Here is a 17,900-nt window from a genome sequence, read left to right on the forward strand (position 1 = left end):
TGAAAAAAGAAGGAGAACTGCTTTTGTAAGAGTTCTCCTTTAAATAAGTCTCGGCAGAAATATAATCATTCCAACAATTACGGACAGGATCGCATAAATAAATACAGCTCCTGCAGCCAGGTCTTTTGCTTGCTTCGCCAATGGATGATACTCTTTCGTAACTAAGTCTACAACCCTTTCAATCGACGAGTTGATTAATTCTAGGGAAAAGACACCCCCAATAGCGATTAACACAAAAAGCCATTCTGTGGCAGTAATTTTTGTTATCAAACCAAGAAGAATTACTGCAATTGAAACGGAAAAATGGATTCTCATATTCCTTTCTTCTGCTAAAGCTGTTTTTATGCCCTTTAACGCATATTGAAATGAATGAATAACTCCTTTTGCCCTAAATGGACGCCTATCTTTGTAGTCCGAATTCATCTAAGATAACCCTTTGTCGTTCGAACATAATTTTCTCTTCTTCTTCTACCATATGATCATAGCCTAAAAGATGAAGGAAGCCGTGAACAACCAGAAATCCAAGTTCCCGGTCGAATGAATGTCCGTATTCTTTCGCCTGTTCTTCAGCCTTCGCTAACGAAACAATGATATCCCCTAATACCCTTGGCATTCCGCTTCCGCTGACTTCAATTTCCCCCTCACCCATTTCCTCTAGTGCGAAGGAAATTACATCTGTAGGCTGATCTTTATCTCTATATTGTTTATTAATTTCATGAATCCTTTCATTCGTAACAAATGTAACAGAAACCTCACTTTCAGATTCCACTCCCTCTTGATCGGCAGCGTAATTTAAGAGTCTCTCAAGGTTCTGAATTTGCGTTTGATCTAATTGTTCTGTTTCATCTAAAAAGTCTATATTTAAACTCATGCCTGTTTCACCTTCTGTTTTGACATTTCTGGATACTCAATACGTGAATGGAAAATTCCCTTCAAAGTTTCACAAAATGTATTTGCAACGATTTCCAGTTCCTTTAACGTTAAGTCACATTCATTTAATTGCCCATCTTGCAGACGATCGGCAATAATATTCCGAACCAATCCTTCAATTTTCTCCGGGTTCGGGCTTGACATCGAGCGCACCGCTGCCTCAACACTGTCAGCAATTCCAATGATAGCCGTTTCCTTTGTCTGCGCTTTCGGTCCAGGATAACGATAATCCTTTTCGTCAACTTCCAGCCCATTTTGCTGGGCTTTATGGTAAAAGAACTTTAGCAGCGTCGTTCCATGATGTTGTTCCGCTATATCAATAATCTCCTTTGGAAGACGGTATTTACGCAGTATTTCCGCCCCTTCAACGGCATGTGCAATTATAATATTTTTACTTGTCTGCGGCGGCAAGCGGTCATGTGGATTATCAATATTCATTTGGTTTTCGATAAAAAACTGCGGTCGATTCGTTTTACCAATATCATGATAATAACACCCCACTCTAGCCAATAAACCATTCGCACCAATCGCTTCACAAGCTGATTCCGATAAATTCGCAACCATCACACTGTGATGATAAGTGCCGGGTGCTTCAGTGAGAATTTTGCGTATCAAAGGATGGTTAGGGTTTGAAAGCTCAATCAGCCTCATTGTTGACAGTATCCCAAATCCCGCTTCAAAAAAAGGAAGCAGTCCCATCGTTAGTACTGCAGATGTAATCCCTGAAATAAACGCAGCTAAAAAATGGAAGGAGTATTCGAGCGCATTATATTGTCCATTTTTCATAAGAACTAACGAAAAAATGACCACAAGGTTTACAAAAGAAATAAAAACTCCCGCTTGCAATATCTTTGCCCGCTGGTTTTGCTTGCTTAAATATAAAACTGCGGCAATTCCACTGCACAGCATGTAAATTCCCACTTCTACATTTAAAGAACTGGTAATTCCCTGATTAAACATGATACTTCCACAGATAGCCATAATAGCGGTCCACAATAGGGCTATTCTCTCATCAATCAAAATTCTGATTAACATAGCTCCCATCGCTGCCGGAAAGACATATCCTATCTCTGAGTATTCAATTTGCTGCATTAAGCTGATTCCTTTTAACAGAATAATTGAAAGGAGAAAAATAATACTAAACAGCAATAAGTAAGTCTGTTTCGTTTCGGACTTTACATTCATTTCATAGAAATAATAGTACAAGGCACCTAGCAGGATCCCAATTAGCAAGAGAAGACCGATAAAAGGCAAATAAGAGTTCTCATTATCCAATAGGCCTACTAATTCTAGCTGCCGGTAAATTTCGCGATTAATGAGCTGGTTCTCTTCCACAATGATCTGTCCCTGGAGAATCTTTACAGGGTCTACACTTTCTCTAGCCTGCTGCCTCAGTTCCTGTGTTGCTTCGACATCGAAGAACTCATTTTGCATAATGGCATAGCGCCCTAATTCTACAGCAGCATTTTTCAAACCTGTATCTAAGTTCGTATACTTTAATTCTTCCTCAACTCTTTTTTTGCCATTCTCAACCTGGTCTGCCGATATCGTGTTTCTCATAATGTTGTGAATAGCCGTAACAGTTAGATCTTTGGCTATTCCTAAGTTTTCCGGCGACGCGGTTACAAGACTTAAAAAAGTTGAATCAGAAACGGCCTCCGCCACATCAACTGTTAATTTCTCCTTCAGCATCGTTACCTTCTCAGCAGAGGTTGGCGGATCATTCTTAGAAAACTCATTGTCTTCGGATGCGTTTTCTGGTTTCATGGCATTCTCTATATCCCTGTTGACTTCTATAGCAGAATCAAAGATTGATGTAATCAAATCAACCCGGTTTTCATTGATCTCCGTCTTTAATACATATACATCCTTCACCTGTGCTTCTGCTTCTTCTTTCTTTCTTTCCGTACTCTCTTTATCCGAAACCGTTACGGGGGAACGAATCGTTTCCGTCGCTACAGAAAATAAGTTTAAATTGAGTTTTTCTGGTTTTACATTGTTATACATCGATAGATATAGCACAATACCCAGCATTATAAATAGCAGTACACGAAAAAATGTTACATCTAATAAATTTCGAACCTTGGCCAATTGTTGTTGCAGCTTATCCATTTTGACCCCTCCTATCTTGGCAAATATTGGTCAGATAAGCAAGTATTAAGAGTATTACCTATATTATGTAAAAATCATAACAGGTTTCCTGATAAGTTTCATCCTAAAAAAATAGTAACACAACTAGATAGCAAAAAGCCCATTTTGATAAAAACAAAAATAACAACAGAACAATTTGACAGAATTATGAAGGAATCGCTGTAAATCCCCTCACTCGTTCACATCGAAAAACCGCTTGGAATATCCAAACGGTTCATTTTAATTATTGCTTTCGTAAGCTTGTATAATTTTCGCAACTAATGGATGCCGGACAACATCGCCTTGTTCGAAGAATATAAATCCGATTCCTTTCACACCTTGCAGGATCCTTTCTGATTCTATTAAACCTGATTGAACTCCTTTTGGTAAATCAACCTGAGTTTTGTCTCCTGTAATAACCATCTTTGACCCAAAACCAAGCCGTGTCAGGAACATTTTCATTTGCGCTTTAGTGGTGTTTTGCGCTTCGTCCAAAATGACATAGGCATCATCTAATGTACGCCCTCTCATATAGGCTAATGGAGCAATTTCAATTATACCTCTTTCAATAAGCCTTGATGTATGTTCAACTCCCAAAATATCATGCAAAGCATCATATAAAGGACGCAGGTACGGATCCACTTTCTCTTTAAGATCCCCTGGCAAAAATCCAAGACTTTCTCCCGCTTCCACAGCAGGCCTCGTCAAAATAATTCGTTTTACAAAACCATTTCTTAAAGCATTGACTGCCATTACGACGGCTAAATACGTCTTTCCGGTCCCCGCTGGTCCAATCCCAAATACAAGATCCTTTTTTTTCATTGCCGCAATGTATTGCTGCTGACCAAGCGTTTTAACCCGGATTGATTTCCCTTTAGCATTCTTTGTAATTTCTTCATCAAAAATATCCTTAAAGTATTCCAATGTTCCTTTTTTAGCCATTTGAATCGCATACATGACATCACGTCCACCTATGCCAATTCCTTTTCTAATAAGGTGAACAAGCTGTTCAATAATCCTGTTTGCAAGTTCAACAGATTCTTCTGTCCCTGAGACCTGAATATTTTCTCCTCTTGTGACAACCGATACATTCAGTTCATCTTCGATCATTTTTAGATTGGCATCGGAATTTCCTAATATCGCCAACGCTTCATTTGGATTTTCTAATTGGACACTAATGGTTTTCAAATCTTCTGTCATTCCGACTCTCCTTGAATTATTGGATATGCTTTTGCAATATTTTCTATCACTTGGAAATGCATTGATAAATATACTTTACCATTCTGAATTCTATGGTGCAAAACATTTTCCCCTTTAATAGTAGCATCTTCAGGGAGAAGGTTTTTTATATCTTTTCTCGCCATTTCTTTTGCCACGTCAATCGCTTCTTCTTTTGTATAAACTCTTGTGATATCTTCACTTTCTCTATACGTATCATGCACATAATGTATAGGCAGTTTCCATTTCAAAAATTTAAATTGTTTTTCATTTTTTTCTTTTTCAAAATCAGGATAAGATACCTTGCCAAAACCCCAAATAGGTATTGACATATCACCGACCTTTATAAAATGCTTTTCTTCCTCATTGCCATTAAATACTTTAAAGTTGCTTTTTAATGGGAGGACAACCTGAGACTTGTACCATGTTTCGCCAAAAATTTCTCCTTTTGCCGAAACAGACTTTTCTTCCCCTTCTTTTCCAATCTGACCAGAGACTAAGAGCTGACCAGGTTTTACATGGTCATTAACGGAAACGACTGGCTGTCCTTCCTCCACAAACATATCAACAATCACTGCTTTTTTCGTCGCAAGTAAATTCTGAGGTCCAAATTGTTCAGGTTTTTCCGGTTCATTTTTTTCCACTACTTGAAGATGATAAGTTGTCCCTTGAACCTCTACTCCAATCCACGTAATACTGCTGACTCCGTTGGTTATTTTTCTCTGTATTGATTCTGGGTCATCAACTAAAAATTGGAGCTTCCCTTTCTTAACACCAATCTCATCAAGTTGTTTTCTAATTTCATATTCTGTTGCAGGGTCCGCCCCTTTTATCTCAATTCCCCAAATCATATTGGACAACAGAAAAACAATGACAAGGAAAGTTCCTCCTCCAATCAAGAATCCGCTATTTTTTAACAGCCTTTTCATCAAGAATGGGAGGCCTGTCCGTGCAAGGAACTCAATTTTACAATCTGAGTTCCTTGCTTCATGTCTAAGGTTATGAATATCTTCTAATGAAATTTGAAAAGTTACAGCGGCTGTCCCATGTCTCTTGACATTCCAAATCAATATATCACTTCTAGTGAGGGCATTGATGAACCTTTCAAGCCCTTTCCCCGATACTTTAACTGTCACATATCCCGAGTATAAATGAATCCATTGGTTTCTCATTTTCTGCCTCCAGCACGTTCAAAATTTATTGATGAATGAATTTGATCAATTACTGTAAGCCTATTTATCATCATTTAGGTAGATCACCTGCTCAATTTTTCCTTCGAGCAAAATTTCCTCAGGCAGGATCGTTTTTATGACAAAAGCTTTTCCCTTCACTAAGAGCTGACCTTGTTTTAATAGGAGCCTTAGCTCTTTATCTGAGAACGCAATAAGCCCACGGTGATTTTCAATGTAAATGTGTAATTGACCAACCATCGTTATGCGGGGTAGATCCATCATGACATCTTGAGGAAGTTCCATTTGTTTCGTCATCCAGCTTTTTATTTGTTGTCCCCACTTTTTTGCCATAAAAAAAGAACCCCCTTTCATCTCATATTTATGAGACAAAAGAAGGTTCTAGCACTTCTTTTTGCTGTAGAAACAATCATTCCCTTTAGGAAAGTTATTCTAATACCACCTATTATTTCATTGATCGATGTGGTTTCTTTGCTCTTGGCGGACCCAGAATTTCTGACCATACAATCGCCTCAGCTACCTTTTCCTTTTCAATCAGGAAGGCCTTTTCAGAATAAGAAGCTTCAGGCTTTTTCCTTTGTTGATTTAATCGGCTTACCGACGCTGCTCTTTCCGCTTTTTCTGATGCTCTTCTCTGTTTATCTTTCAGTTCAGCTAATTGAGCTTCTGCACGCTTCTTCTTTTCGCTATATATTTCCTCAATATTACTGATCGCAGGTTCAGCATCAGCAATGACCTCTGGTTCTTTTTTCAAGTCCTCAAAGGAAGGAAACGGGATATTTTCGACGAAAGGCTTAGCCGTATCTGTTTTTGTTTTCTTCTTGCTTTTTCCTTTATTAAAAAGGGAGGAAATAACCCATATGACAATTATAGGAATCAGAGGGTTTTCAAACAATAATTCCAAGGCAGAACCTCTCCCTTCTGTTAGCAGGCTAGCTTAACTTAGTTTTGTTTTTTGTCATCCTTATCACCTGTGATTTTACCAATCGAGTCTCTCATATCTGTATCCGCTGAAATATTTTGGATATTCATATAATCCATTACCCCGATATTTCCGGAACGAAGTGCTTCGGCCATCGCTTGAGGTACCGTTGCTTCCGCTTCCACTACTTTCGCTCTCATTTCTTCCACTCGAGCCTTCATTTCCTGTTCTTGCGCTACAGCCATAGCACGGCGTTCTTCTGCTTTTGCTTGGGCAATCTTCTTATCTGCTTCTGCTTGCTCGGTTTGAAGTTCGGCACCAATGTTCTTGCCGATATCTACATCCGCAATATCAATGGATAGAATTTCAAAAGCAGTTCCAGCATCCAGTCCTTTCGCTAGGACAGTCTGTGAAATCATATCAGGGTTTTCTAAAACTTTTTTATGATTGTCAGACGAACCGATGGTTGAGACAATCCCTTCCCCTACACGTGCAACAATTGTTTCTTCACCAGCTCCACCAACTAAACGATCGATGTTTGCCCTTACCGTTATTCTTGCCTTCGCTTTAACCTCAATCCCATCCATCGCTACACCAGCAATAAATGGAGTCTCAATGACTTTTGGATTTACACTCATTTGAACAGCTTCGAGTACATCACGACCTGCTAAATCAATGGCAGCACAACGTTCAAAGCTTAATTCGATATTTGCCCGGTGGGCAGCAATTAAAGCATTAACAACTCTGTCTACATTTCCTCCAGCAAGATAGTGGCTTTCTAATTGATTCGTCGTCACATTAAGTCCAGCTTTGTGTGCCTTAATTAACGGATTAATGACTCGGCTGGGAATAACACGGCGGAGTCTCATCCCGACCAGTGTGAAAATACTTACTCTGACACCCGCTGCTAATGCTGATATCCACAGCATTACAGGTACAAAAGTTAACAATATAGCAATGAATACGATTCCAAGTACTACAGCAATTAATAAAAATGCTCCCGAAGGGGTAATAGTCATTATTTTTCCTCCTGATTTCTTTTATCTAAATTTTTTATTTCACGTACAACAATTCTTGAACCTTCAACTTTAACAATTCTAACTAAGGCGCCTTTTTGTATAAACGCACCCTCACTGACGACATCGATACGTTCATCTTTGATTAGTACCGTACCTGATGGACGCAATGCAGTAACTGTGCAGCCTTCTAATCCAATTAAATCAGTACGATTCAAGTTTGACACATAACCGCTCTCAGTACTAGTTGAATCCGTTAGAATCAATTTCTTAAATATTTTCATTTTTTTACCAAACACCTTTACCATAAGGATGGATGCTAAAATGGAAATCCCTATCGCAATAAGCAGGGAAACTCCCATATGAACAACATTATCGGTTGCTAAAAATAAACTTCCTAATATGGCCACTGCACCTAGTATTCCCGCTATCCCTCCTGGAAGGAATAATTCTAATATGAGTAACCCAATCCCAACTACAAATAAAATAATGGTCTCGTACCCTGCAAGTCCAGCTACTAAGTGTCCATAGAAAAACAGCAATAGAGCAGATAAACCCATGAATCCAGGAATGCCAAAACCTGGTGAATATAGTTCAAGGACAAGTCCGAGGCTTCCTACTGATAATAAAATAGGAATGACAACCGGATGCGTAATAAATCTGGCAATCTTCTCGGCAAAGCTTTCATCCACAGCACGAATTTCAGCATTAGAGTAACCAAGCTTATCAATTAATTCATCGAGGCTTGACACGGTACCTTCAGAATATCCAACTTCCAACGCCTGATCAGCAGTAAGGGTTAATAATTTGCCGCTTGGTGCTCCATATTCTGGTATATCCACTTCAGCATCAGCCATTGCAAGAGCATATTGTGGATCACGTCCATTTTGTTCTGCAGCGCCTTTCATTGCGCTTAACCAATAAGATTGGGCTTTTTGATCTGCAGCATTCCCTTGTTGATCAATAACAGCTGCAGCCCCCATCGTTGATCCCGGTACCATATAGATCTCATCAGTATTCAAAGAGATAAACGCACCTGCTGACAGCGCATCCTTATTTATAAATGAAATGGTCTTAATTTTTGTTGAAGTGAGCAGTCTCCCAATTTCTCCCGCTGCATCGACAGCACCACCAGGAGTATTAATTTCAAAAATAATAGCACTTGCTTTATCTTGTTCAGCTAACTCGATGGACCTTTCCAAAAATGCGGAAAGACCCTTTTCCACTGTTTCCTCAAGTGGAACAACATAGATAATTTCATTATTAGCATTGCCTTTAAACGGTAACAGCGTGAGAAGAACTCCCGCAATCAATAAGATAGCAAAATACAAGTATCTTCGCTTTATTCCATGGGACATCTTTTAACCTCCTTTCGATTTCATCATTGATACTAGTACTACGAAAGATATTGTAAAAGGTTTCACGATTATTAGTATTTATTCCCCACCATTATATCCCAGATAACGAAAATTACTATAATAAAAAGACCGCAGGGATTTTTCCTGCGGTCTTTTTTTTAGTTCTTCTTATTATGAAAGGTGTTGTTGTACAAGTTTATTAACTAGCGATCCGTCTGCTTTACCTTTAACTTTTGGCATAATAGCAGCCATCACTTTACCCATTTCTGCTTTAGAAGCAGCACCTATTTCATTAATTGTTTCTTGAACAATTTGAGATAGCTCTTCTTCTGAAAGCTGCTCAGGCATATACTCCTCGACATACTGTAATTCAGTACGTATTTTGTCAACCAAGTCTTCACGACCTGCCTTTTCAAATTCATGGAGGGAGTCCTTGCGTTGTTTTACTTCGCGAGAAAGGACAGTCAACTCTTGTTCTTCGGATAACTCTTGTCCGAGTTTAATTGCTTCATTTTGAATGGAAGCTTTTATCATCCGAATCACGGTGAGCTTTTCTTTTTCTTTGTTTTTCATCGCTTGTTTCATATCTTGATTTAAACGCTCGAGAAGACTCAATCAATTACACCCTCTCTTAAAACTTACGTTTTCTTGCAGCTTCTGACTTTTTCTTACGTTTTACACTAGGCTTTTCGTAGAATTCGCGCTTTCTAGCTTCTTGTAAAGTACCAGTTTTTGACACTGAACGTTTGAAGCGACGAAGAGCATCTTCAAGCGATTCGTTTTTACGAACGACGGTTTTAGACATTCTCTTTCCCTCCCTCCGAACACAACACACTTACACCACACATGAAAATCATGTACTTTGCAATTATAATATAAGGTTGATACAAGGTCAACACTAATCTCCTTTTCCTTTTAAATATGCTGCTAAATTTTTATGAAAAATTAACCATTATAAACGATAATATTGCGCATGTCACTGTATTCACCACCATATATTGAAATGGAGGAGAGATGGACATGCTGCATCTACTATTATTTGTCATTTTCATTATTCTATTTATTTTAGGAATGACTTTTTTAAGAACAGGTTTATACAACGCTTCAGCAGAATCTCTGCAAGCATGGCTTGTAAAATTGACTGATACACCGTTGAAAGGCTTCATAGCAGGAATAATCGTCACAGGGATCCTTCAAAGCAGTTCAGCTGTTATGGTCATCACGATCGGATTAATCGCGGCTAAAATCCTAAGTTTTCCGCAATCGATAGGAATTATCTTAGGAACAAATATCGGGACAACTTTTACTACAGAATTTATCACATTTAACATAGATTCCCTGCTTATACCAATGGCGATTATTGGGGCTATTTGTATCCTTTGCAATCCATTGCCGATAAAAAGCTTAGGTTTTATTTTCCTTGGACTATCATCTGTATTTACAGCTATGAATGGGTTTGAAGCATCTGCAGCACCTATTGCATCTCTTTCATTACTTAAGGATTCATTTGAAGTATTAAATAGCAGTCATATTATAAGTATCTTTGCTGGTTCCATTCTAACTGCTATCATTCAGTCAAGCACTGCCGCTACCGGTATCGTAATGGGCTTTCTCTCTAGCCATATTCTTCATTTGGATACAGGAATTGCATTGGTCCTTGGTGCAAATATCGGTACATGCATGACGGCCTATATTGCTAGTATTGGCAGTGGCAGAGAAGCCAAATTATGCGCCTATGCTCATATTTGGTTAAACGTCTTGGGAGTTTTACTATTTTTTCCTTTTATTAACATGTTAACAGAGCTTGCCGGTTATTTATCATCTTATCCAGAAACTCAATTAGCTCATATCAGTGTCATATTTAATTGTTTAAGTTCCATTATCATTTTGCCTTTCGCAAAATCATTTGGTGAACTCATCGAAAAAACACATGGCGGTACATAAAAAATGCCGGAATCTCTCCGGCATTTTTTTAATAATCTTCAGTTGAAGTCAGTCCTTGTACAATAGCAATCCCAGAGCTTGCTCCGATGCGGGTTGCACCAGCTTCAATCATTTTAGCCGCATCTTCTGCACTGCGGACGCCGCCAGACGCTTTTACACCCAGTTCAGGTCCAACAGTTTTTCTCATTAATGCTATATCTTCGACCGAAGCACCGCTTGTAGAGAAACCTGTAGAGGTCTTAACAAAGTCTGCGCCAGCTTTAACAGATAATTGACATGCACGAACCTTTTCTTCATCCGTCAGAAGAGATGTTTCAATAATGACTTTTGTTATAGCTTTTCCTTTAGCTGCTTCCACAACCGCACGAATATCTTTTTCAACAGCCTCGTCATTTCCATCTTTCAGTGCACCAATATTAATCACCATATCCACTTCAGTTGCGCCATTTTCAATAGCATTTTTTGTCTCGAAAGCTTTTGTTTCTGAAGTAGTTGCACCCAGCGGAAACCCAATAACTGTACATACCTTTACCTCACTGCCCCTTAAAAGCTCACTCGCAGTTTTAACCCATGTTGGATTTACACAAACAGATGCAAATGAATACTCTTTTGCCTCTTCACATAGTTTTTCAATTTGTCCTTTTTGGGCTTCTGCCTTTAAAAGAGTATGATCAATGTAACTTGCAATATTTTTTACCATAAAGGAAGCTCCTTTCGACGCGAAAAATTAGATGTACGTACCTCTTATCATCATATCATTGACATTTACTTTAATCGAGATTATTTTTTGTTATTTGTGATAAAACTAACCATATATTTTAGAAGAATAAAAAGGGAACCACATCTGAGTATGCAGTTCCCGAAGTACCTATATCGCAGCTTCCTTAATATCGTATTGGTCATCGATTAACCGCACAAACTCTCCTTCATTGTAAGGATAGCCAGGCTTCGTCAATTTAACCTTAACAATTTTGCCGACCATTTGTTCTGTCGCTTGAAATACCACTTTTAAATAATTGTCTGTATAGCCTTCGTAAAGACCACTGTCAGGGTCATTCTTAAATCTTTCTTCAGGAATGACTTCAAGTACTTCATTCTCAAATTGTGAAGCATATTCTTTTGCTAATTGATCAGATAACGTGATCAAACGGTGGACACGTTCATTTTTAACATCTTCATCAATTTGGTCTTCCATTCTCGCTGCTGGTGTTCCTGTACGCTTTGAATATGGGAAAACATGAAGTTCAGAAAATTTATGTTCCTTAATGAAGTTATATGTCTCCATAAATTCTTCTTCTGTTTCTCCTGGGAAGCCCACAATAACATCAGATGTAACCGCAAGACCCGGTAGAGCTTCTTTCAAACGTTCTAATCTTTCAGAGAAGAACTCCATCGTATACTTACGTCTCATTCTTTTTAAAACCGTATTAGAAGCAGACTGAATCGGTATATGCAGATGTCTCACGATAATATTAGATTGATTGATCACTTCAATGACTTCATCTGTGATTTGGCTCGCTTCTATAGAAGAAATACGAAGGCGTTTTAATCCAGTTACATTTGCTTCTAAGTCTCTTAAAAGACTGGCAAGATTATAATCCTTCATATCCTCACCATAACCGCCGGTATGAATTCCCGTTAAGACAATCTCTTTGTATCCAGCATCAACAAGCTGTTGAGCTTGGCGGATAACCTCCTCCGGATCTCTTGATCTCATTAACCCGCGTGCCCAAGGAATGATACAAAACGTGCAGAAGTTATTACAGCCTTCTTGGATTTTTAAAGATGCTCTTGTACGATCTGTAAAAGCCGGCACATCAAGCTCTTCATAAACACGGTTCTTCATAATATTTCCTACCGCATTAATCGGCTCTCTTTCAGCCTTATATTGTTCAATATATTCGAGCATCTTCACTCGGTCCTGTGTACCTACAACAATATCCACTCCTGGAATTGCCATAATTTCGGCAGGAGATGTTTGAGCGTAGCAGCCGGTAACACAAATTACCGCATCAGGATTTTTGCGGATTGCTCGTCTTATCACTTGACGGCTTTTTTTATCACCTGTGTTAGTAACTGTACATGTGTTAATAATATAAACATCGGCTGTTGATTCAAAATCAGTACGTTCGTAGCCTTCTTCTTTGAATAGCTGCCAGATTGCCTCTGTTTCGTAATGATTAACCTTACAACCTAATGTATGAAATGCAACGGATGGCATTCATCTTCACCTCATTAATTCAAAATGATAGGAAACAGCTGCTAAAGCGTATAACGGCGCTGTTTCTGTTCTTAATATCCTAGGGCCTAAACTACATGATTCGAAATCGTTCTCTTTCAGAAGTGCTACTTCCTCTTGGTCAAGTCCGCCTTCTGGTCCGAACACCAGCAGAAGAGATTGTCCCTTCTCCATTCTTGATAATGTCGAATTTAGAATCGACGTCTCCCCTTGTTTAGCATCTTCTTCAAAAGCGACTAATTTGAAATCGTAGCTCCTGCTTAATTGGAGAAGTGATTTCAGATTAACAGGGGTATTCACTTCTGGAATCAGTTGACGATGCGACTGCTCAGCTGCTTCCTTCGCAATCCTTTGCCATCTCTCAACCTTCTTAGCCGCTTTTTTTTCGTCCCACTTCACAATCGAACGAGCTGCAGTAAAAGGGATAAATTTGGATGCCCCAAGTTCTGTTCCTTTTTGTATGACCCACTCAAGCTTATCCCCTTTAGGCAGTCCATTCGCGATCGCAACTTTAATCGGTAATTCTACCGACTCATCTTCCCATTTTATAACTTTTGCAACGACTTGTTCATCGGTAATTTCTGCTATTGAACAAAGAGCGCTTTTTTCGTTATACGCGCAAATAATTTCATCCCCTGTTTTCAGCCTCATAACATTCACGATATGGTGTCTGTCTTCATGAGATAGAAAAAATTGATCATCCTTGAATGTTTCGACAAAGTATCGCTGCATCCGCTACACCTACTTAAATGAGATAATAAATTAAAAGGGATAAACTATCCCTCTACATTTTTTTGGCAATAAATGCCACCCAATCCTCCATTTGGATTGTTTCAACCATAACAAAGCCTGCGGACAAGATGGCGTCCTTTACCTCTTGTTTTTTTTGTTGGATGATTCCCGATGTAATAAAGTATCCGTTCTTTTTAACAAGCCTTGCCGCATCCTCCGTAAATCGCAAAATAACTTCGGCTAAAATATTTGCTACAATAATATCAACTTGTGTGTCGATCCCGTCCAGAAGATTGTTCTGCTCTACCGTTACTACATCGTCGACTTTATTTAGCTTGATGTTCATTCTTGCAGATTCAACTGCCACTTCATCCAGATCCAGCGCTTGTACATTCTTTGCTCCGAGCATAGCACCTGCAATACTTAATACACCTGAACCTGTCCCTACATCGATTATAACGTCATCTTTTTTAACAGTACGCTCTAATGCCTGAATACTCATGACTGTTGTTGGATGTGTTCCCGTACCAAATGCCATTCCAGGATCAAGTTCGATAATCAGTTCATCACTAGAAAAGGGCTGATACTCTTCCCACGTCGGAACGATCGTAAACTTCTCCGAAATTTTCACGGGATGATAGTATTTCTTCCAAGCGGTTGCCCACTCTTCTTCTTTTACCTCATGTAATGTCACCGTATTGCGGCCAATATCGATTTGATAGAGAATGAGGTTATTGATGGATTCCTTTATCGCTTCAACTGTTTCAGCCAGAAAACTGTTATGGGGTAAATATGCCTTCACAATCACCCCTTCTTCGGGATAATCGTCAGGATTGAGTTGGTAGATTTCTCCAAATTGGTCTTCCCTTTCCTTCTTTAGCTCAAATGGATCCTCGATAACAACTCCACTTGCTCCTGCTTCATGCAAAATATTTGATATCGGTTCAATTGCTTCATTTGTTGTATGAATGGATATTTCAGACCATCTCATTTCTACCAACTCCGTTTCTTCTATTCACCTTTAAAGGCTCTTTTTACTTTAGAGAAAAAACCCTCTTCTTGTTCTCCTCTTGGACTATTCCCGCTAATCTCAGCAAACTCCTGAAGAAGCTGCTTTTGTCTGTCTGTCAGCTTGGTAGGGGTAATGATGCGGACAATAATATGCTGATCCCCAACACCATAACCTCTTACATTCGGGACTCCTTTTCCCTTTAAGCGGAACTTTGTACCCGTCTGCGTCCCTGCTGGAACTTTTAGCTTTACTTTTCCATGAAGCGTTGGGACCTCTACTTCATCTCCTAATGCCGCCTGCACAAATGTGATTGGCATTTCACAATAGATATCATCGCCATCACGTTCAAAGAATTCATGCGAACGAACATGGAATACTACGTATAGATCTCCAGAAGGACCTCCGTTAATACCAGGTTCACCTTGACCAGAAACTCTTAATTGTTGACCATCATCAATTCCAGCTGGAATTTTTACGTGAATCTTGCGGCGCTTCTTCACTTTACCTGTTCCACCGCATGTAGAACATTTGTCTTTAATTTCTTTTCCTGTACCACTACAATAGTTACAAACTCTTCTATTGACAATTCTTCCAAAAGGAGTGTTTTGTTCAATATTTAACTGACCTGTACCTTGACAATGTGAGCAGGTTTGCGGCTTTGTTCCAGGCTTGGCACCGCTGCCGTTACATGTCTCACAATTTTCTTCACGAGGTATTTCAATATCTGTTTCCTTGCCAAAGACAGCATCTTCAAAGGAAAGCGTCATTGTATATTGAAGATCAGCCCCCTGCCTCGGAGCATTTGGATCCCTGCGTCTTGACCCGCCGCCGCCAAAGAACGTATTGAAGATATCTTCGAATCCGCCAAAGCCTCCGCCGAAATCTCCACCGCCAAAGCCCTGGTTCGGATCTGTATGTCCAAATTGATCATAGTGAGATCGTTTTTGTTCATCACTTAGTGTTTCATAAGCCTCTTTCACTTCTTTAAATTTCTCATCCGCGCCTTCTTCTTTATTGATATCAGGATGATATTTTTTCGATAATTTTCGATACGCCTTTTTGATTTCGTCCTTTGTGGCGTTTTTGCTAACCCCTAACACCTCATAATAATCCCGTTTACTCAAGCTAACCACTCCCCGATCCTTTCACATAAAGGTTATTTTAACATTCTCTAGTATTCATTCGCAAATATCTTTTCGTTGTTGTGATTACCGATGAAGTATAAACATAGAAAGAGTCAAAGCCGTAAATGACATGACTTTGACTCTTTCAAATTTACTACCTTAATTTCTTCCGCTTTTATTTATCCAGCTCCAGCGCCTAGCCCCTCTTGGGTCTAAGTCAATCCGCTTTTAAGCTTACTTATCGTCTTTTACTTCTTCGAATTCAGCATCAACGACATTGTCGTCTTTGTCTGATCCAGTGTTTCCTTGCTCTCCTTGTGCTTGAGCTTGTGCTGCTTGAGCTTGCTCGTATAATTTAACTGTTAGGTTTTGTACAATTTCTTGAAGAGCATCTTTCTTAGCACGAATTTCGTCTAAGTCATTTTTTTCGATTGCTGCTTTTAGAGCATCTTTTGCTTCATTTGCTTGATCTACTTCACCTTGGTCCACTTTTCCTTCAAGGTCTTTTAACGTTTTTTCAGTAGTAAATACTAATTGGTCTGCTTCGTTACGAAGTTCCACTTCTTCTTTACGCTTAGCATCCGCTTCAGCATTTTCCTCAGCTTCTCTTACCATTTTATCGATCTCATCATCTGATAATCCAGTTGAAGACTTAATGGTAATCGCTTGTTCTTTGTTCGTTCCAAGATCCTTCGCACGAACGTTAACGATACCGTTTTTATCAATATCAAATGATACTTCGATTTGTGGAATTCCACGTGGTGCAGGTGGAATATCTGTTAATTGGAAACGTCCAAGCGTTTTATTATCCGCAGCCATTGGGCGTTCACCCTGAAGGACATGGATATCTACTGCTGTTTGATTATCAGCTGCTGTTGAGAATACTTGTGATTTTGATGTAGGAATCGTTGTATTACGGTCGATTAATTTCGTCATTACACCGCCCATTGTCTCAATTCCTAATGAAAGCGGAGTAACATCTAGTAAAACAACATCCTTAACATCACCTGTGATTACCCCACCTTGTATTGCTGCACCCATCGCAACTACCTCATCAGGATTTACCCCTTTGTGAGGTTCCTTCCCTGTTGCTTTTTTGATTGCTTCCTGTACTGCAGGAATACGTGTAGATCCACCAACTAGGATAACTTTATCAATTTCAGATGCAGATAATCCAGCATCGCTTAAAGCTTGGCGAGTTGGGCCCATTGTTCTTTCAACAAGATCTGAAGAAAGTTCTTCAAATTTTGCTCTTGATAGAGTTACTTCTAAGTGAAGAGGTCCTGCTTCTCCAGCTGTAATGAACGGAAGTGAGATTTGTGTAGATGTTACACCAGACAAATCTTTCTTAGCCTTCTCAGCAGCATCTTTCAAGCGTTGTACTGCCATTTTATCTTTTGAAAGGTCAATGCCATTTTCTTTCTTAAATTGTTCTACTAAGTAATCGATGATAACTTGGTCAAAATCATCTCCACCGAGACGGTTGTCCCCTGCAGTAGCCTTAACCTCAAACACTCCATCGCCTAGTTCAAGGATTGATACGTCAAATGTACCGCCGCCAAGGTCGTAAACAAGAATCGTCTGATCTTCATCTGTCTTATCTAAACCATAAGCAAGAGCTGCTGCTGTTGGTTCGTTAATAATACGTTCAACTTCTAGTCCTGCAATTTTACCAGCATCTTTTGTTGCCTGGCGTTCTGCATCGTTGAAATAAGCTGGCACTGTAATAACAGCTTTTGTAACAGTCTCACCAAGATAATCTTCTGCATATGATTTTAAATGCTGTAAAATAATTGCAGAAAGTTCTTGTGGAGTGTACTCTTTGCCGTCAATATTTTCTTTATGAGAAGTTCCCATATGACGCTTAATAGAAATGATTGTGTTAGGATTCGTGATTGCTTGACGCTTAGCCACTTCACCTACTTGACGTTCTCCATTCTTAAATGCCACAACAGAAGGAGTTGTACGGTTTCCCTCTGGATTAGGAATAACTTTAGGTTCGCCGCCTTCTAGCACGGAAACACAGGAGTTAGTAGTTCCTAAGTCAATTCCGATAATTTTACTCATGTCCTTAACCTCCCAAAA

At 39.2% G+C, this 17,900-nt stretch carries 18 protein-coding genes; 1 reads left to right on the forward strand and 17 read right to left on the reverse strand.

The window, feature by feature from the left end; genetic code table 11:
- Nucleotides 1–39 precede the first annotated feature (39 nt).
- From CZ487_RS19850 to rpsU, 11 genes are all read right to left on the reverse strand, one after another.
- Nucleotides 40–423: a diacylglycerol kinase family protein gene (locus tag CZ487_RS19850; protein ID WP_077214013.1), complete on the reverse strand. Its 384-nt coding sequence runs from the start codon at nt 421–423 to the stop codon at nt 40–42.
- Entirely contained in the window at nt 401–871 is a 471-nt protein-coding gene (gene ybeY, locus CZ487_RS19855) for an rRNA maturation RNase YbeY (RefSeq protein WP_077214014.1), read from the reverse strand. The genes CZ487_RS19850 and ybeY overlap by 23 nt, the downstream gene beginning before the upstream one ends.
- The gene (locus CZ487_RS19860) at nt 868–3,042 is read right to left on the reverse strand and encodes an HD family phosphohydrolase (protein ID WP_077214015.1); all 2,175 of its coding nucleotides are present in this window, start codon (nt 3,040–3,042) and stop codon (nt 868–870) included. Before CZ487_RS19860 ends, ybeY begins: the two co-directional genes overlap by 4 nt.
- Nucleotides 3,043–3,300: 258 nt before the next feature.
- Nucleotides 3,301–4,260 (reverse strand): PhoH family protein, encoded by a 960-nt coding sequence (locus CZ487_RS19865; protein ID WP_077214016.1) that lies wholly within the window; start codon nt 4,258–4,260, stop codon nt 3,301–3,303.
- Nucleotides 4,257–5,450: a sporulation protein YqfD gene (gene yqfD, locus CZ487_RS19870; protein WP_077214017.1), complete on the reverse strand. Its 1,194-nt coding sequence runs from the start codon at nt 5,448–5,450 to the stop codon at nt 4,257–4,259. The genes CZ487_RS19865 and yqfD overlap by 4 nt, the downstream gene beginning before the upstream one ends.
- Nucleotides 5,451–5,510: 60 nt before the next feature.
- The gene (gene yqfC, locus CZ487_RS19875; RefSeq protein ID WP_077214018.1) at nt 5,511–5,801 is read right to left on the reverse strand and encodes a sporulation protein YqfC; all 291 of its coding nucleotides are present in this window, start codon (nt 5,799–5,801) and stop codon (nt 5,511–5,513) included.
- Nucleotides 5,802–5,913: 112 nt separating this feature from the next.
- Nucleotides 5,914–6,372 (reverse strand): hypothetical protein, encoded by a 459-nt coding sequence (locus CZ487_RS19880; RefSeq protein ID WP_077214019.1) that lies wholly within the window; start codon nt 6,370–6,372, stop codon nt 5,914–5,916.
- A gap of 38 nt (nt 6,373–6,410) precedes the next feature.
- Nucleotides 6,411–7,409 carry a flotillin-like protein FloA gene (gene floA, locus CZ487_RS19885; protein WP_077214020.1) on the reverse strand — a complete coding sequence of 333 codons (999 nt, stop codon included), beginning with the start codon at nt 7,407–7,409 and terminating at the stop codon, nt 6,411–6,413.
- Entirely contained in the window at nt 7,409–8,764 is a 1,356-nt protein-coding gene (locus tag CZ487_RS19890) for an NfeD family protein (protein WP_077214021.1), read from the reverse strand. Before CZ487_RS19890 ends, floA begins: the two co-directional genes overlap by 1 nt.
- 171 nt (nt 8,765–8,935) lie before the next feature.
- Nucleotides 8,936–9,379 (reverse strand): GatB/YqeY domain-containing protein, encoded by a 444-nt coding sequence (locus tag CZ487_RS19895; protein WP_077214022.1) that lies wholly within the window; start codon nt 9,377–9,379, stop codon nt 8,936–8,938.
- 16 nt (nt 9,380–9,395) lie between these two features.
- The gene (gene rpsU / locus CZ487_RS19900; RefSeq protein ID WP_003152957.1) at nt 9,396–9,569 is read right to left on the reverse strand and encodes a 30S ribosomal protein S21; all 174 of its coding nucleotides are present in this window, start codon (nt 9,567–9,569) and stop codon (nt 9,396–9,398) included.
- Between the two features lie 215 nt (nt 9,570–9,784).
- On the opposite strand from rpsU, the gene CZ487_RS19905 reads away from it, so the two are divergent.
- Nucleotides 9,785–10,708 carry a Na/Pi symporter gene (locus tag CZ487_RS19905; protein WP_077214023.1) on the forward strand — a complete coding sequence of 308 codons (924 nt, stop codon included), beginning with the start codon at nt 9,785–9,787 and terminating at the stop codon, nt 10,706–10,708.
- 28 nt (nt 10,709–10,736) lie between these two features.
- On the opposite strand, the gene deoC is transcribed toward CZ487_RS19905, so the two are convergent.
- The 6 genes from deoC to dnaK form a co-directional block, all read right to left on the reverse strand.
- Nucleotides 10,737–11,408: a deoxyribose-phosphate aldolase gene (deoC, locus tag CZ487_RS19910; RefSeq protein ID WP_077214024.1), complete on the reverse strand. Its 672-nt coding sequence runs from the start codon at nt 11,406–11,408 to the stop codon at nt 10,737–10,739.
- A 168-nt stretch (nt 11,409–11,576) separates the two neighbouring features.
- The gene (gene mtaB / locus CZ487_RS19915) at nt 11,577–12,929 is read right to left on the reverse strand and encodes a tRNA (N(6)-L-threonylcarbamoyladenosine(37)-C(2))-methylthiotransferase MtaB (RefSeq protein ID WP_077214025.1); all 1,353 of its coding nucleotides are present in this window, start codon (nt 12,927–12,929) and stop codon (nt 11,577–11,579) included.
- A gap of 6 nt (nt 12,930–12,935) precedes the next feature.
- Complete coding sequence (locus tag CZ487_RS19920; RefSeq protein ID WP_077214026.1) at nt 12,936–13,679, reverse strand: 16S rRNA (uracil(1498)-N(3))-methyltransferase; 744 nt, start codon at nt 13,677–13,679, stop codon at nt 12,936–12,938.
- Between the two features lie 52 nt (nt 13,680–13,731).
- Complete coding sequence (gene prmA, locus CZ487_RS19925) at nt 13,732–14,670, reverse strand: 50S ribosomal protein L11 methyltransferase (protein ID WP_077214027.1); 939 nt, start codon at nt 14,668–14,670, stop codon at nt 13,732–13,734.
- A gap of 20 nt (nt 14,671–14,690) precedes the next feature.
- Nucleotides 14,691–15,815 carry a molecular chaperone DnaJ gene (dnaJ, locus tag CZ487_RS19930; protein WP_077214028.1) on the reverse strand — a complete coding sequence of 375 codons (1,125 nt, stop codon included), beginning with the start codon at nt 15,813–15,815 and terminating at the stop codon, nt 14,691–14,693.
- A gap of 234 nt (nt 15,816–16,049) precedes the next feature.
- On the reverse strand, nt 16,050–17,882 hold the full coding sequence (gene dnaK, locus CZ487_RS19935) for a molecular chaperone DnaK (protein WP_077214029.1): 1,833 nt from the start codon (nt 17,880–17,882) through the stop codon (nt 16,050–16,052).
- Nucleotides 17,883–17,900: the final 18 nt, after the last annotated feature.

Origin of the sequence: Robertmurraya dakarensis (assembly GCF_900156875.1) — a bacterium.
Lineage (GTDB): Bacteria > Bacillota > Bacilli > Bacillales > Cytobacillaceae > Robertmurraya > Robertmurraya dakarensis.

Coding starts and splice junctions, on each gene's coding strand:
- CZ487_RS19850 (WP_077214013.1), bottom strand. CDS start 423: ATGAATTCGGACTACAAAGATAGGCGTCCATTTAGGGCAAAAGGAGTT.
- ybeY (WP_077214014.1), bottom strand. CDS start 871: ATGAGTTTAAATATAGACTTTTTAGATGAAACAGAACAATTAGATCAA.
- CZ487_RS19860 (WP_077214015.1), bottom strand. CDS start 3,042: ATGGATAAGCTGCAACAACAATTGGCCAAGGTTCGAAATTTATTAGAT.
- CZ487_RS19865 (WP_077214016.1), bottom strand. CDS start 4,260: ATGACAGAAGATTTGAAAACCATTAGTGTCCAATTAGAAAATCCAAAT.
- yqfD (WP_077214017.1), bottom strand. CDS start 5,450: ATGAGAAACCAATGGATTCATTTATACTCGGGATATGTGACAGTTAAA.
- yqfC (WP_077214018.1), bottom strand. CDS start 5,801: ATGGCAAAAAAGTGGGGACAACAAATAAAAAGCTGGATGACGAAACAA.
- floA (WP_077214020.1), bottom strand. CDS start 7,409: ATGACTATTACCCCTTCGGGAGCATTTTTATTAATTGCTGTAGTACTT.
- CZ487_RS19890 (WP_077214021.1), bottom strand. CDS start 8,764: ATGTCCCATGGAATAAAGCGAAGATACTTGTATTTTGCTATCTTATTG.
- rpsU (WP_003152957.1), bottom strand. CDS start 9,569: ATGTCTAAAACCGTCGTTCGTAAAAACGAATCGCTTGAAGATGCTCTT.
- CZ487_RS19905 (WP_077214023.1), top strand. CDS start 9,785: ATGCTGCATCTACTATTATTTGTCATTTTCATTATTCTATTTATTTTA.
- deoC (WP_077214024.1), bottom strand. CDS start 11,408: ATGGTAAAAAATATTGCAAGTTACATTGATCATACTCTTTTAAAGGCA.
- mtaB (WP_077214025.1), bottom strand. CDS start 12,929: ATGCCATCCGTTGCATTTCATACATTAGGTTGTAAGGTTAATCATTAC.
- CZ487_RS19920 (WP_077214026.1), bottom strand. CDS start 13,679: ATGCAGCGATACTTTGTCGAAACATTCAAGGATGATCAATTTTTTCTA.
- prmA (WP_077214027.1), bottom strand. CDS start 14,670: ATGAGATGGTCTGAAATATCCATTCATACAACAAATGAAGCAATTGAA.
- dnaK (WP_077214029.1), bottom strand. CDS start 17,882: ATGAGTAAAATTATCGGAATTGACTTAGGAACTACTAACTCCTGTGTT.